Source organism: Streptomyces sp. NPDC033136 (assembly GCF_055578235.1).
Genome location: NZ_JBVIPD010000006.1, coordinates 81,435 through 96,383, shown reverse-complemented (window position 1 = coordinate 96,383; position 14,949 = coordinate 81,435). Strand labels below are relative to the sequence as shown.

12 protein-coding genes and 1 pseudogene are annotated in these 14,949 nt (G+C 73.1%); 4 read left to right on the top strand and 9 right to left on the bottom strand.

What is annotated here, in order from left to right; translation table 11 throughout:
• Window positions 1-21: 21 nt before the first annotated feature.
• From ACZ5TL_RS13280 to ACZ5TL_RS13245, 8 genes and pseudogenes are all read right to left on the bottom strand, one after another.
• Complete coding sequence (locus tag ACZ5TL_RS13280) at window positions 22-1,104, bottom strand: Zn-dependent alcohol dehydrogenase (protein WP_468589650.1); 1,083 nt, start codon at window positions 1,102-1,104, stop codon at window positions 22-24.
• Window positions 1,105-1,124: 20 nt separating this feature from the next.
• On the bottom strand, window positions 1,125-2,513 hold the full coding sequence (locus ACZ5TL_RS13275) for an aldehyde dehydrogenase family protein (RefSeq protein WP_468589649.1): 1,389 nt from the start codon (window positions 2,511-2,513) through the stop codon (window positions 1,125-1,127).
• Between the two features lie 129 nt (window positions 2,514-2,642).
• Window positions 2,643-2,971 (bottom strand): annotated as a pseudogene (locus ACZ5TL_RS13270) (sugar ABC transporter ATP-binding protein); the annotation flags it as partial.
• A gap of 112 nt (window positions 2,972-3,083) precedes the next feature.
• Complete coding sequence (locus ACZ5TL_RS13265; protein WP_468590028.1) at window positions 3,084-4,364, bottom strand: MFS transporter; 1,281 nt, start codon at window positions 4,362-4,364, stop codon at window positions 3,084-3,086.
• Between the two features lie 31 nt (window positions 4,365-4,395).
• A complete protein-coding gene (locus ACZ5TL_RS13260; RefSeq protein WP_468589648.1) occupies window positions 4,396-5,898 on the bottom strand; it encodes a CitMHS family transporter in 1,503 nt (500 codons plus the stop codon).
• 99 nt (window positions 5,899-5,997) lie between these two features.
• Window positions 5,998-8,265 carry a molybdopterin oxidoreductase family protein gene (locus ACZ5TL_RS13255; protein WP_468589647.1) on the bottom strand — a complete coding sequence of 756 codons (2,268 nt, stop codon included), beginning with the start codon at window positions 8,263-8,265 and terminating at the stop codon, window positions 5,998-6,000.
• Between the two features lie 93 nt (window positions 8,266-8,358).
• A complete protein-coding gene (locus tag ACZ5TL_RS13250) occupies window positions 8,359-8,979 on the bottom strand; it encodes a TetR/AcrR family transcriptional regulator (RefSeq protein ID WP_468589645.1) in 621 nt (206 codons plus the stop codon).
• Window positions 8,976-9,656, bottom strand: coding sequence for a hypothetical protein (locus tag ACZ5TL_RS13245; RefSeq protein WP_468589644.1), 681 nt, complete (start codon window positions 9,654-9,656; stop codon window positions 8,976-8,978). Before ACZ5TL_RS13245 ends, ACZ5TL_RS13250 begins: the two co-directional genes overlap by 4 nt.
• Window positions 9,657-9,806: 150 nt before the next feature.
• On the opposite strand from ACZ5TL_RS13245, the gene hmgA reads away from it, so the two are divergent.
• From hmgA to ACZ5TL_RS13230, 3 genes are read left to right on the top strand one after another with little or no spacing between them, the layout of a single operon-like run.
• Window positions 9,807-11,192, top strand: coding sequence for a homogentisate 1,2-dioxygenase (gene hmgA, locus ACZ5TL_RS13240; RefSeq protein ID WP_468589643.1), 1,386 nt, complete (start codon window positions 9,807-9,809; stop codon window positions 11,190-11,192).
• A 26-nt stretch (window positions 11,193-11,218) separates the two neighbouring features.
• The gene (locus tag ACZ5TL_RS13235) at window positions 11,219-11,968 is read left to right on the top strand and encodes a GntR family transcriptional regulator (protein ID WP_468589642.1); all 750 of its coding nucleotides are present in this window, start codon (window positions 11,219-11,221) and stop codon (window positions 11,966-11,968) included.
• A gap of 55 nt (window positions 11,969-12,023) precedes the next feature.
• Entirely contained in the window at window positions 12,024-13,181 is a 1,158-nt protein-coding gene (locus ACZ5TL_RS13230; protein ID WP_468589641.1) for a type ISP restriction/modification enzyme, read from the top strand.
• On the opposite strand, the gene ACZ5TL_RS13225 is transcribed toward ACZ5TL_RS13230, so the two are convergent.
• The gene (locus ACZ5TL_RS13225; protein ID WP_468589640.1) at window positions 13,178-13,918 is read right to left on the bottom strand and encodes a TetR/AcrR family transcriptional regulator; all 741 of its coding nucleotides are present in this window, start codon (window positions 13,916-13,918) and stop codon (window positions 13,178-13,180) included. The genes ACZ5TL_RS13230 and ACZ5TL_RS13225 overlap by 4 nt on opposite strands.
• Window positions 13,919-13,981: 63 nt before the next feature.
• Here ACZ5TL_RS13225 and ACZ5TL_RS13220 point away from each other — a divergent pair, with 63 nt between their 5' ends.
• A complete protein-coding gene (locus ACZ5TL_RS13220) occupies window positions 13,982-14,947 on the top strand; it encodes an ATP-binding cassette domain-containing protein (RefSeq protein ID WP_468589639.1) in 966 nt (321 codons plus the stop codon).
• Window positions 14,948-14,949 lie beyond the last annotated feature (2 nt).

Here is a 14,949-nt window from a genome sequence, read left to right as displayed (position 1 = left end):
GACGTTCGCCCCGTCGCGGCACTAGAACACGACCAGTGCGCGGCCGCCCTTGCCCGCCAGCATGTTCTCGAAGGCCGCCGGGATGCCGTCGAGGGAGATGCGTTCCGTCACCAGGGCGCTCAGGTCGAGGCGGCCCGCCCGGACGTGTCCGGCCAGGGCCGGAAGGTCCCGCGCCGGGTCGGAGTTGCCGTAGACGCAGCCGGAGAGGGTTCGGCCCCAGTGGAAGATCTCCAGGGCGTTGAAGGTGACCTGCTGGTCCTTGCCGCCGATGCCGACGACCGTGGTGCGGCCGCCGCGGCGGGTGGAGTCCCAGGCCGTGCGGATGGTGATCGCGCGGCCGGCGCACTCGACGGCCACGTCAACGCCCTGCTTGCCGGTGAGGGCGCGGATCTCGCGGGCGGTGTTCTCGGAGGCGATGACGTAGTCGGTGGCGCCGGCCGCCCGGGCCAGCTCCTCCTTCTCCGCGGACACGTCCACCGCGACGATCTTCGAGGCGCCCGCGATCCGGGCCGCCTGCAGGGCCGCGAGGCCCACTCCCCCGACGCCGAACACCGCGACCGTCTCGCCCTGCCGGACCCGGGCCGAGTGGTGGACGGCGCCGTAGCCGGTGAGGACCGCGCAGCCGAGGAGGGCCGCGTCGGCGAGCGGGACGCCGTCCGGGGCGGGCAGGACACAGGAGGCGGAGACGACCGTCTCCTCGGCGAACGCCGCGACGTTCAGCCCGGGGTGGAGGGCGGTGCCCTCGGTGGTGCGGGCGTAGACGTCGGCGGCGCCGTTCAGGGCGTTGGCGCACAGCCAGACCTCGCCGAGCGAGCAGGCGTGGCAGGCGCCGCAGGACGGGGCCCAGTTGAGGACGACCCCGTCGCCGGGCGCGACGTGGGTGACCCCCTCACCGACGGAGACGACCGTGCCGGCGCCCTCGTGGCCGAGGACGGCGGGGACGGGCACGCGCATGGTGCCGTTGGACAGGGACAGGTCGGAGTGGCAGACCCCGGCGGCGGCGAGCCGGACGCGGACCTGGCCCGGTCCGGGGTCGGGCAGGTCGATGCCGGTGATCTCCAGCGGGGAGCCCACGGCGGGCAGGACGGCGGCGCGAACAGCCATGGCGGAAGGGACTCCCCTGACTAGAACTGGAGGGACTTGGTCTGGAGGTACTCGGCCAGGCCGTGCACGCCGAGTTCGCGGCCCACGCCCGACTGCTTGTAGCCGCCGAAGGGAGCGAGCGGGTTGAACCGGCCGCCGTTGATGTCGACCTGGCCGGTCTCCATCCGCCGCGCGAACGCCACCGCCTCGGCCTCGTCCCCGGCCCAGACGGCGCCGGCCAGCCCGTAGACCGTGCCGTTGGCGATGCGCAGGGCGTCCTCCTCGTCCTCGTACCTGAGGATCGACAGGACCGGGCCGAAGATCTCCTCCTGCGCGATGGCCATGTCCTCGGTGACATCGGCGAAGACGGTCGGACTGACGAAGTAGCCCGTCTCGCGCCGGGCTTCGGGCCCGCCGGCGACCAGGCGGGCGCCTTCCGCGACGCCCTTCTCGATGTAGCCGCGCACCCGGGCCTGCTGCCCCGCGTTGACGACCGGGCCGATGCGGTCGCCGTACTTGGCGGCGGCCGTCGCGGCGAGCTCCACCGCCTCGTCGTACTGATCGCGGTGGACCAGCATCCGCGTCCAGGCGCTGCACGTCTGACCGGAGTTGGACATGACGTTGGCGACGCCGACGTTGACCGCCTTGGCGAGGTCGGCGGTCGGGAGGATGACGTTGGCGGACTTGCCGCCGAGTTCGAGGGCGACCTTCTTGACCTGGCTGGCGGCGATCGCGGCGATCCGGCGGCCGACGGCGGTGGAGCCGGTGAAGGAGAGCAGGTCGACGGCGGGGTGCTCGGCGAGGGCCTGGCCGGCGACCGGGCCGAGGCCGGTGACCAGGTTGAAGACGCCCGCCGGGAGACCGGCCTCGTGCACTGCGTCGGCGAAGAGGCGCGCCACCAGCGGGGTGTCCTCGGCGGGCTTCACGACCACCGTGCAGCCCGCCGCGAGGGCCGGTGCGACCTTGGCGACGATCTGGTGCAGCGGGTAGTTCCAGGGTGTGATCGCGGCCACGACGCCGACCGGCTCGTGGTGGACGACCGAGTTGCCGGTCTTCTCCTCGAAGGCGTACGTGGCCGCGAGCTCGGCGTAGGAGCCCGCGACCGCGATCGGCACGGCCGCGTGGACGGCCTGCGAGAACTTCAGGGGCGAGCCGAGTTCCGCCGTCACGGTCTCGGCGATCTCGTCCGCCCGGGCCACGAGCACGTCCCGCAGGGCCGCCAGACGGGCCGCGCGCTCGGCGGGCGGGGTCGCGGCCCACTCCGGCAACGCGGCGCGTGCGGCCCGTACCGCGGTGTCGACGTCCACTGCGGTGCCGGCCGGGACCGTGCCGATGACCTGCTCGTCGACCGGGTTCACGACCTCGATCACGTCCTGGCCGGCGGCGGGGCGCCAGGCGCCCTGGATGTACATGCCGTCGTGTGCCTTCATCGTGCTTCCTCCGGGGCGGGGCGTCGTCGTCCGGCACATAAACTAGCGGCGATAGTTTTCCGGCGCCAGACGTCCCGGGTTCCCGGGTCATCTCAGCACGGGGCCGGCCCCGTCCGGGTGTGCGGCTCCTCACTCCTCCAGGTCGGGCAGACGCGCCGGGTGCGGGCAGATGCGGTCGCCGTGCTGGTCGAAGACGAACAGATGGGCGAGGTCGACCAGGAGCGGCACCTGCATGCCGTGGCGGAGGGCCAGGTCCGGGGTGGTGCGGACGATGAGGTCGCCGGGCCCGCGGGGGTCGGCCGCCGCGGGGCGGGGCTCGGCGTCCCCGGGTGGTCCAGGGCCACGACGGGTCCCGCCCGGCCGGCTCCGGTCCGCTCCCGCAGCCGGGTGAGGACCGAGCCCTCGCGGCGGCGCCGCCGGACGGGGCGGCCGGGGCGGGGACGCGGGGCCTCCAGGTGCAGCTGGTGAGAAGGCGGACGGCCTGATTCGGCCACGGCCGGCGGCCGCCCGGGCCAGCGGATGCCCTGTCACCGTCCCGTCGAAAGGATGGCAGCCCCGCCCTGCGACGCGTCAGGAACCGCTCTTCCGGCGCAGCGCCACCCCGCACCAGCGGGCCCGCGGCACCCTCCGGGCTTCCTCTCCGCCCGCCTCCCCCGCCTCCCCCGGCTCCCCCAACTCCCCCGGCTCCCTCGGAGACCGCACGGCGACCCCGGCGGACATCAGGAGCAGCACCCCGAGCATCACGAACGGCGCCGCCACGCCCGCGACTCCGGCGATCAGTCCGGCCGCGGCGGGCGCGGCGACCTGGCCGAGCCGGTTGCCGGTCAGGCGCAGGGCGAGGGCCGTGGAGCGGGCGTCGTCGGGAGCGGCCTGGACGACCGTCGTCATGGACAGCGGCTGCCCGACACCGAGACAGAACCCGACCGCGACCAGGAGCACTCCGAGCGCCCACACCGGCACCGGCAGCGCGATGCCCGCGCACAGCAGGGCCGCCAGCAGACAGGTCACGGTGAGCAGCACGGTCCTGCCGAGCAGCCGCAGCAGGGGCGTCAGCACCAGACGGCAGGCGATCGTCGCCGCCGCTCGCAGACTCAGCAGGACGCCGATCACGGAGGGCGCGATGCCCCGGTGCTCGCCGACCACCGGCAGATAGGCGGTGAGGATGTCGGTCGCGGACAGCACGGCGAGGCTGATGAGGATGCCGGCCGGCACGCCCCGGGTGCGCAGGATGCGCCGGACCGGGACCCGGTCGCCCTTGTCCGCACGGGAGGCGGACGTCATACGGCGGTGTTCCGTGCGCCACAGCGAGGTGAACGCCACGGCCGCGGTCCCGCCCGCCACGATCAGGGCGAGCGCGCTGGTGCCCGCCATGTCCTCGCCGCCGATCAGCGCGCCCGCGGCGACGGGGCCGACCAGTTGGCCGAGCGCGGCGCCGATGGTGAAGTGGCCGAAGTTGCGGTCCTGTTCGTGCGGCGCGGACTGGCGGGCGACGAGGGACTGGGCGCCGATGACGAAGCACAGGTGGCCGAGGCCCATCACCCCGCTCCACAGGGCCATCGCCCCCAGGGAGTCCGCGACGCCGCTGAGCGCGCAGCCGCCGGAGATGAGGACCACCCCGAAGGGCAGCAGGGGCGCGCAGCGGCCGTGATCCGTACGGCGACCCAGGGGGACGGCCGCGAACAGCGGCAGCAGCGCGTACACACCGGCGATCAGACCGACCGCCCGCTCGTCCGCGCCCAGCGCGAGGGCCCGGTAGGAGACGGCGGGCCGGGCCATCGACACCGCCCCCTGCGCGAAGCTGAAGGCGATGACGAGGCGGAGCAGCCAGCCGCGGTTCCCACCGGGCCTCACGATGTCCTCCACGGCTGGATCGGACGAACGGTCAGATGATGCCGAACAGCATGCCCGCCCCGAGGATGACGAGACAGGTGAGGGCGGCCCACTTCACGACGAACTTCGTGTGGTCGCCGAACTCCACCCTCGCCATGCCGACCAGGACGTACACGGCCGGGACGAGCGGGCTGGACATGTGCAGCGGCTGGCCGACCAGGGAGGCGCGGGCCATCTCCAGCGGGGAGACCCCGTGCGCGGCTCCCGCCTCGGCGAGGATGGGCAGGACGCCGAAGTAGAAGCCGTCGTTCGACATGAAGTAGGTGAGCGGCAGACTGAGGACGCCGGTGACCAGGGCCATGTGCGGGCCCATGCTGCCGGGGATGACGTCCACCATCCACTTGGCCATGTGGTCGACCATGCCGGTGCCCTGGAGGACGCCGGTGAAGACGGCGGCGGCGAAGACCATGCCGGAGACGTTCAGGACGTTGTCGGCGTGGGCGGCCAGGCGGGCCTTCTGGTCGGGGATGTGCGGGAAGTTCACGGAGAGGACGAGCGCGGCGCCGAGCAGGAACAGCACCGGGATCGGCAGCAACTCCATGATCATGGCGGTGAGCAGGCCGACCGTGAGCAGCGCGTTGAACCAGTAGAGCTTGGGGCGCAGGGTGGCCCGGTTCGGGTCGAGGCCCTGGAAACTGCCGTCGTCCCCGGAGTCCGAGGAGTCCCCGGAACCTCCGGAGCCCCCGGCGGCCTCGGGGGCGTCCGTGCCGGCGCCACCCGTGACGCCTGTGCCGGCGCTGCTGCCGCCCTTGTGCATGGAGATCTCGCCGTCGCCGGAGCCGCCGGCGCCCACCAGGACCGTCTCGGCCTCCTTCTCCTCCTCCAGCACGTCGTCCAGCGTCAGCACACCCAGCCGCCTGCGCTCGCGCACACCGAGGACGTAGGAGAGGACGAAGATGAAGAGCAGGCCCACCAGGAGCGCCGGGATCATCGGGACGAAGATGTCGCTGGCGTCGAGCTTGAGCGCGGTCGCGGCACGGGCGGTCGGGCCGCCCCAGGGGAGGGTGTTCATCACGCCGTTGGCCATGGCGGCGACGCCGGTCATCACGACGAGGCTCATCTTCAGGCGCTTGTACAGCGGGTACATCGCCGAGACGGTGATCATGAAGGTGGTGGAGCCGTCGCCGTCCAGCGACACGATCGCGGCGAGCAGAGCCGTGCCCACGACGATCCGCATCGGGTCCGCTTTGCAGAATTTGAGGATGCCGCGGACGATCGGGTCGAAGAGACCGACATCGATCATCACACCGAAGTAGACGATCGCGAACATGAGCATCGCCGCGGTGGGGGCGAGGTCGGTCACGCCGTCGAGAACGTAGTCGCCGAGCTCGGCGCCCTTGCCGACGAACACGCAGAACAGCGCGGGAATCAGCACGAGCGCCGCGATCGGCGACATCTTCTTCATCATGATCAGGACCAGGAAGGTCGCGATCATGGCGAAGCCGAGGATGGTCAGCATGAGTGGATACCTAACGTTCGCCCTTGAACATCCCACCAGGGCCGGCGGTGTCCGAGACGTTAGGTCCCGTCAAGCAGCGTTAACAAGACGTTGACCTGCGAGCAATAAGCGCAAAACTGCTGGTCACAGCTTTGCTCAGGTCAGAGCGGTGCGCTTTTCGGGCTCGGCGCCGGCCCCCTGGACCGTCTCGGGGGCCACCTCGACCGGCACCCCGTTGAGAACCGCGTTGCCCGACAGGGGGTCGAGCAGACGGCCGTCGAGGAGCTGGTTGACGTTGACGCCGGGGTCCTTCGCGGCATGGCCGAGGCGGGTACCGGGGCGATCGTGGCCCCAGCCGTGCGGCAGGCTCACCACACCCCGGCGCACACCGTCGGTGACCTCGGCGGGGGCGGTCACCGCTCCCCCGGCGCCCTTCACGCGCACCGGTGCACCGTCCACGACGCCCAGCCGTTCGGCGTCCTCGGGGTGGATGTGCAGGGTGCAGCGGTTGGAACCGCCGGTGAGGGCGGGCACGTTGTGCATCCAGCTGTTGTTGGAGCGGAGGTGGCGGCGGCCGACCAGGACGAGCCCGTCGGGGCGTTCGGCCAGGGCCGCGCGCAGGCGGGGCAGGTCGTCCGCGATCGGGCCGGGCAGCAGCTCCACCGTGCCGCTGAGGGTCTTCAGCGGCTGCGGCAGGCGGGGCCGGAGCGGGCCGAGGTCGATGCCGTGCGGATGGGCGAGCAGCTTCTCCAGGCTCAGTCCGTCCGGTCGTACGCCGAAGCCGTCGCCGTAGGGGCCGAGGCGCAGCATCATGTCCAGCCGGCGCTCGGGGCCGGTGTCGCCGGTGAGCCGCGCGGCGAGCTCGCGGGGGTCGCGGCCGTGCACGGGCGAGTGCGGTTCCTTGACCGCCTTGCCGAGCGTCTGGTCGATGACCATCTGGTCGACGGCGGCGGGATCGGCTCCCCGCATGCCGGTCACGGCGAGGATCAGCCGGGCCAGGACCTCCGTCTCCGCCATGCGGCCCGGCTCCAGCGGGATCGCGGGGCGGGTGTAGCGGACCTGGTTGCGTACGGCGAGGGCGTTGAAGGCGAAGTCGTGGTGCGGGCTCTGGGAGGGCGGGGGCGGGGGCAGGACGACATGGGCGTGGCGCGAGGTCTCGTTGAGGTACGGGTCGACGCTGACCATGAAGTCGAGCGAGCCGAGCGCCTTGTCGAGCCGGTCGCCGTCGGGGGCGGACAGCACGGGATTGGCGGCCACGGCGATGACCGCGCGCACGGGCTCGCCCTCGTCGGTGGCCGTGTCGATCTCCTCCGCGAGGGCCGAGAGGGGCAGTTCGCCCTTCGCCTCGGGGTGCCGGCTCACCCGGGAGTGCCAGCGCCCGAGGGCGAAGCCGCGGCCGGGTCCGGCGGGGCGCGGGGTCTTGTCGGTGGCGGCCTGCGGGAAGAGTGCGCCGCCGGGCCGGTCGAGGTTGCCGGTGAGGATGTTCAGCACGTCGACGAGCCAGCTGGCGAGCGTGCCGTGCGGGACGGTGCAGCTGCCGATACGGCCGTAGACGGCGGCGGTGGGGGCGGCGGCGAGGTCACGGGCGAGGGCGCGGATGACGCCGGCCTCGACGTCACAGGCCCCGGCGACGGCCTCGGGGGTGAACTCCCGCAGTGCCTCGGACAGTTCCTCGAGGCCCCGCACGTGCGGCACCGGCTCGGCCAGGCCCTCGTCGAAGAGCACCCGGGCCATCGCCGCCAGCAGCAGCGCGTCGGTGCCGGGCCGGACGGCGACGTGCCGGTCGGCGAGCTTGGCGGTGCGGGTGCGCCGCGGGTCGATCACCACGAGGGTGCCGCCCCGGGCCTTGAGGGCCTTGAGCTTGCCCGGGAAGTCGGGGGCGGTGCACAGGCTCCCGTTGGACTCCAGCGGGTTGGCGCCGATGAGGAGCAGATGGTCGGTGCGGTCCAGGTCGGGCACCGGGATGGCGTTGGCGTCGCCGAAGAGCAGTCCGCTGGAGACGTGCTTGGGCATCTGGTCGACCGTGGAGGCGGTGAAGACGCTGCGCGTGCCGAGTCCGGCGAGCAGCACCGGCGGATAGAGGGCACCGGCCATGGTGTGCACGTTGGGGTTGCCGAGGACGACGCCGACCGCGTTCGGGCCGTACCGCTCGACGACGGGCCGGATGCCGGCGGCGACCGCGTCGAAGGCTTCCTCCCAGGTGGCCTCGCGCAGCTCGCCGTCCCTGCGCACGAGGGGGGTGCGCAGCCGGTCGGGGTCGGAGTCGACGGCGCCGAAGGAGGCGCCCTTGGGGCAGATGAACCCCTGGCTGAACACGTCGTCGCGGTCACCGCGGGCGTGGGTGACGCGCGTCCCCTCGATGGTGAGGGTCAGGCCGCAGGTGGCCTCGCACAGGGGGCAGATACGCAGGGCGGTGCGGGACACGGGTCCTCCCGGGACGGCGGCGACGGTGACGCGCGGATGCGCCCGAGCATACCGACCGGTATGAACGGAGGGGAGGCCCTGGCCGGGGTGAGCTCAGCCGAGCACCCGGGCCAGATAGGCCCGCAGCATCTCCCGGGCCTCCTCGATGATCTTCCGGTCCCCCTCCGGCGCGACCCGGAACGCCAGGTGGACGAGGGTGTCGGCGGTCTCCACGGCGATGAGGAAGATCCGGCGCAGATCGTCGTCAGGCTCGCGGCCGAGATAGCCGGAGAGCAGCTCGGTGAGGCGGTCGGCGACGCGGTGGTTGGGTTCGTCGTGGCGGACACCGACCGGGATCTGGTTGCCGAAGTCGACCAGGGAGAAGCCGGGCGCCGTGCGCTTCATGTCCAGGTACTCGTCGAGCACGGCGTCCATGGCCGTGCTCCAGCCCCCGCCGCCACCGGCCTCCCCGAGGCGCCGGGTCACACGCACGGTGTACCGCTCGAGGTTGCGCTGGGCCAGCGCGTCGGCCATCTGGCGCTTGTTGCCGAAGAAGCGGTAGACCGAGCCGATGGGGACGCCGGCCCGCTGGGCGACGGCGCGGGTGCTCAGGGCGTCGTAGCCGACCTCGTCGAGGAGGTCGGCGCAGGCGTCGAGGATCCTGGTCAGGCGTTCGGCGCTGCGCCGCTGCACGGGCGCACGACGGAGCGATGTGGCATGGGGCACGGGCTTCATGATGCCCTTCCGGCGCGGTCCGGTGAACCTCGCCCCCCGTTCCGCGACCGGCCGTCCGTCGCGCGGGGCCCCGCCTTCCGCCCCGCCTTCCGCCCGGCGCTCGCTTCCGGTGTCGCGCCCGGGTCCGGTGTCGCGCCCGGGTCCGGTGTCGCGCCCGGGTCCAGGTCCGGGGCCGCGCCCGGGTCCGGCCGATACGCGGTGATGTCGGCCGTGCTCTCCACCGGCTCGCCGTCCACCACCCACACCGTGCCGTCGTCGGCGTGGAGGCGGGCCGTGACGTGGTGGGTGCCGCGCGGGACGAGGTCGGCGGCCAGCCGGTACCCGGGGGCGCGGAGCCGGGCGACGAGACGGCCGTCGAGGTAGAGGTGCGCGAGGCCGCGCCCGGCCACCGCCCGGGCCGCCGCGCCGGCCGGCGAGAACCGGAAGTTCCGCACGGCCAGCCGTACGTCCCAGGCGCCCGCCGCATCGGGCTGCACCTCGATGGCGACGTCCGGGGCGCCCTCCCGCGCCACCTCGCGATAGGGCCGCCCTTCCGGGTCCCGGTCCTCCAGGAGCTTGCCCGCCGGCGTGGGAGACGCCCCGCCCTTCGGGGCATCACCACCGGAGCGGCAGCCCGCGGATCCGGCCAGAAGGACACAGACCACGAGCGCGGCGAGAAGTCCCCGTGTCCACGACATGCCCGGGAGCGTAGAACACGCGTCCGGCTGGGCGGATCGTCCTCAAGTCGGGTTCGAGTCATCCGTCAAGAGGAGCGCGCCCCACTTGCGTCGGAGAAAACGCAATCCTACGGTGTTGCATAGGAATCGGACCGCAAGGGAGCAGCGACCATGGGCGATGGGGGTACCACCCGCGCGAGCGGGTTCGAGCGTGAGGGAGCGCGGAAGACCGCCGAAGGGCTGACCTACCTCTCCGGCTTCGGCAACGAGCACAGCTCCGAGGCCGTCCCGGGCGCACTGCCCGAGGGCCGCAACTCGCCCCAGCGCACCCCGCTCGGGCTGTACGCGGAGCAGCTGAGCGGTACGGCCTTCACCGAGCCGCGGGCCCACAACCGCCGCTCCTGGCTGTACCGGATCCGCCCCTCGGCCGCGCACCCGGCGTTCACCCGGAGCCACAACGGCTCGATCCGCACCGCTCCCTTCACCCAGACCGTGCCCGACCCCAACCGGCTGCGCTGGAACCCGCTGCCCGACCCGGCGCCCGGGACCGACTTCCTGGCGGGTCTGTGGACCCTGGGGGGCAACGGCGACGCCACCCAGCGCACCGGCATCGCCGTGCACCTCTACACCGCCGACACGTCCATGGACCGGGTGTTCAGCGACGCCGACGGGGAGCTGCTGATCGTCCCGGAGCGCGGCGGGCTGCTGCTGCGCACGGAGTTCGGCCTGCTCCACGTGGAGCCGGGCCACGTGGCGCTCGTTCCGCGTGGGGTCCGCTTCCGTGTGGAGCTGCTGGACACCGCGTCCGACGGCGGGCCGGGCCCGACGGCCCGCGGTTATGTGTGCGAGAACTACGGCGCGCCCTTCCGCCTCCCCGACCTGGGCCCCATCGGCGCCAACGGGCTCGCCAACCCCCGGGACTTCCGCGCCCCGGTCGCAGCGTACGAGGACGTCGAGGGACCGGTGGAGGTGGTGAACAAGTTCTGCGGCAACCTGTGGACGGCCACTTACGACCACTCCCCCCTCGATGTCGTCGCCTGGCACGGCAACCATGTGCCGTACGTCTACGACCTGCGCCGGTTCAATGTGCTCGGCACCATCACCTACGACCACCCCGACCCGTCGATCTTCACGGTGCTGACGTCCCCGTCGGACACCCCGGGCCTGGCCAGTGTCGACTTCGTGGTGTTCGCCCCGCGCTGGCTGGTGGGCGAGGACACGTTCCGGCCGCCGTACTTCCACCGGAACGTGATGACCGAGTACATGGGCCTGATCGAGGGCGCGTACGACGCGAAGACGGCCGGAAAGGGGGGCTTCGTGCCGGGCGGCGGCTCGCTGCACAACATGATGTCGGCGCACGGACCGGACCGGGAGACGTTCGACCGGGCGAGCGCCGCCGAGCTGCGGCCGCAGAAGGTCGACGACGGCCTGGCGTTCATGTTCGAGACGCGCTGGCCGCTGACCCTGACGCCGCACGCGGCCCGGGCGGAGCACCTCCAGCAGCGCTACGACGACGTCTGGCAGGGCCTGGAGCGGCACTTCCGCCCCTTGCACTGATCATTTCCTACCGGTACGGATGGCTCGTGACCTCCTTCGCTCCGGACTCGATCGTTCTGAACCGCAAGCTGCCGCTCTGGTACCAGGTGTCGCAGTCGCTGCGCGCCTCGATCCTCGGCCGCTCGCCCCAGGACCCGCTGCGCCTGCCCACCGAGGAACAGCTGGCCGGGCACTACGGCGTGAGCGTGCTGACCATGCGGCAGGCGCTGAAGGAGCTGGAGGACGAGGGGCTGATCACCCGCCACCGCCGGCGGGGCACGTTCATCGAGCCGCATGCGCGCAGGGGTTCCCCGGTGCGGCTGCTCGGCTCGGTGGACGCGATCGTGGCCCAGCAGTCCGGCATGGCGACCGAACTGCTGGACCACGGCGCCGCCCCCGTGCCGGGTGAACTCGCCGAGTTCTTCCCGGACGTGGCTCAGGTCGCGACGTACCACCGGCTGCGGAGCGACGAGAAGACGGGGGAGCCGACGAATCACGCCCGGAACTACGTCCGTCCCGAACTGGCAGCGCGCATCGGCCTGGACGACCTCGTCCGGTGGCCCATGACCAAGGTGCTGCGGGACGTGGTGGGGGCGGACATCAGCCGCATCACCGACACCGTCGAGGCGCGGCTGGCCGACCCGGAGACGGCCCGGCTGCTCCGGGTTCCCCTGCTGAGCCCGATCCTGCACTACACGGGCATCACGTACGACCCCGAGGGGCGGCCCCTGGACGTGGCCGTCATCCACTACCGGGGGGACCGGTTCTCCTTCACCGTGACCCTGGACGCCACGTGAGCGCCGCGGACGGGCGGGGGCCGGGCCGCCCCGCGCCCCTCGGGGTCGTCGTACGATGCCCGGCGTGACGCACGACGACGCTCCGCCACTGGCGGACCTCATGCCGTGGTCCGTCGCACCGCCGCGGCTCGGCCGGGGGTGGCCGGCGGGCCCCGACCCGGCGTCCCTGAAGGCCCGTTGGGACGCCCTGCTGAAGGCCGAGGGGCCCGACCGCGAGGCCCTGTTCGAGCCGACGCGCTCGCGCACGCCGCACACCGCGGTCGGTCGGCTGCCCGGCCGGGCCGGCAGCGGCACGGAGAGGCTCACCCGTGCCTCGGGGCCGTGCCCGGAGCCGGTGCGCGTGCTGTACGGCCCCTTCGACGAGCAGTGGCTGATCCCCGACCAGCGGCTGATCGACGCGGCCCGGCCCGAGTTGTGGCGGGTGGCGGACGAGCGGCAGGTCTTCGTTGTGGAGGCCCCCAGGGCCCTCACTCCGCCCCTGCTGGTCACCTCGCTGCTCCCCCTGCTCCGCCCCGGCCGGGTCCGCCCGCTGTTCCGGCGCCCGGGCGGCCGCGAACCGAATCTGGCCCCTGGCCTGCTGGAGCACCTGGGCAGCCGCCTGGGCCGCACCCCCGCGCCGCTGGACGTGCTGGCCTGGATCACGGCCACGGCCCGCCCGGATCTCACCGTCCCGCTCACCGGGAACGCCGAGGCGTGGGAGCGGGGTCTGGAGCGGGGCCACCGGACGCTGTGGCTGATGCGCCGCGACGGCGAACGCCCCAAACTCCCCGGCGGCCGCCGCCCCTACGTCCGCGCCCCGCTGCCGTCCCGCCCGCTGACCCTGCGCTACGACCGGGACGAGGAGGCCCTGTTCCTCGACGAGGGCCGCGTCTCGCCGGTGCCGCCGGAGGCCTGGGACTTCGAGGCGGGCGGCGTCCGCGTCCTGGAACAGTGGTTCGCGGCGCGCGTCACCGAGCCCGAGCCGGGCACGCTCGCGGCGATCCGCCCGGCCACGTGGCCGCAGGCCTGGACGTCCGAACTGCTGGAGCTGATCACGGTCCTGGCCCTGCTCGCCGAACCGCACCCCCGTGAGGAGCCGGCACTCCCCGACCCGATCACGACGACCGAGCTGACCCGGGCGGGCGTCCTCCCGGCACCGGCCTCGGCCCACCGCCCGGCCACGGTGCTGGACGACCCGGAGGAAGGCCCGGAGGGCCAGCTCGCGCTGCTCTAGCCTTCCAGGCGCTGCTCTGGCCCTAGGGGGCTGGGATCGAAGGCGTCCAGGACGCGTTCGAGGGCCCGTCTGAACACCGCCTCCAGATCGACCGGCCCGCTCTGCTCCATGAAGGCGGCGGCCAGCCGCGGATACGCGCCGGTGGCCACCTGACTGCCCAGATAGGCCATCCGGACCGCGTTCTCCTCCTCCACGGACCACGGCATGGAGCGGGTGCGCTCGACGGTTGCGATGTCGTTCGCCGTGGACGTCGTCACGACCCCGTTGAGCAGGGCGATCAGCTCCGTCTTCACGCCGGCCGGAGCGTCGAGCGGTTCGAGGCAGGCCAGGCAGTGCTCCAGGTAGCGCAGGGTGTTGGGGCTGAAGCCGAACACCCCCGGCATCAGGCGCGGCACCCAGGTGTGGCGGTACATGATGGCCCGCGTCTCCTCCGCGTTCCGGACCATGTCGGCGCGCCAGTCGCCCGTGGGCTCGAACAACTCGTGCTCGGCACCGACCGCGTCAATCATCAGCTCGTACAGGTCCTCCTTGCGGGGGACGTAGTTGTACAGCGACATCGTGCCGCAGCCCAGCTCCGCCGCGACATGCCGCATGGACACCGCGTCGAGCCCCTCCGCGTCGGCGATCCGCACCGCCGCCGCCGCGATGTCGGCGCGGGTGAACGCCGGTTTCGGCCCACGGCCGGTGCGCTCGGGGCGCGCCCAGATCACTTCGGGTACGGCCGCTCGGCCCGCCATCGGTCATCACCTCGGCCACCATCCTAGTTACGTACAGCGTACGTAGTGCACTATGGTCCTGCCATGACTTCTACGTACGCTGTACTTAGTGAGGGTCTGGAGAAGCGGTTCGGGGAGGTCCGTGCCCTGCGCGGGCTGGACCTCGCGGTGGCCGAGGGAACGGTGTGCGGGGTCCTCGGACCGAACGGGGCGGGCAAGACGACGGCCGTAGGGCTGCTGACCACCCTGCTGCGGCCGGACGCGGGCTCCGCCCGGGTCGCCGGGCACGACCTGGTCCGCGAGGCCGCCGCCGTACGCCGCCGGATCAGCGTGACGGGGCAGGACACGTCGATCGACGGGGACCTCACCGGCCGCCAGAACCTGTGGCTGTTCGGCCGGCTGCACCGGGTGCGCGACCCGGCCGGCCGAACCGCGGAACTCCTCGGCCGCTTCGGGCTGGCGGAGGCCGCCGACCGCCCCGCGTCCACCTACTCCGGCGGCATGCGCCGCCGCCTGGACCTCGCGGCGAGCCTGATCCGCCGCCCCCACGTGCTGTTCCTGGACGAGCCGACGACCGGCCTCGACCCGGTCAGCCGCACCCTCATCCGGGACGTGGTGCGCGGCCTGACCAACGAGGGCACGACCGTGCTGCTCACCACGCAGTACCTGGAGGAGGCCGACCAACTCGCCGACGACATCGCCCTGGTGGACCGGGGCCGGGTGACGCACACCGGGTCACCGGCGCAGCTCAAGGCGCTGGTCGGGGCGCACGCCGAGGTCGTCGTGCCGGACGCGGACGTGCTCGCGACGGCCGCGGGCGTGCTCGACCGGCTCACGGGCGCGCAGCCGTCGTTCGACCCCGAGCGGAACGCGGTCGGCGCGGTGAGCAAGGATCCGACGCTCACCCTCCCGCTGCTGGTGCGCGCCCTGGACACCGCGGGCGTGCCGCTGCTGGACGTGAGCCTGCGGCCCCCGACGCTCGACGACGTGTTCCTGCGCCTGACGGAGACCACGACCGAGACGACCGACGTGAAGGAGCGTGCCGCGTGAGC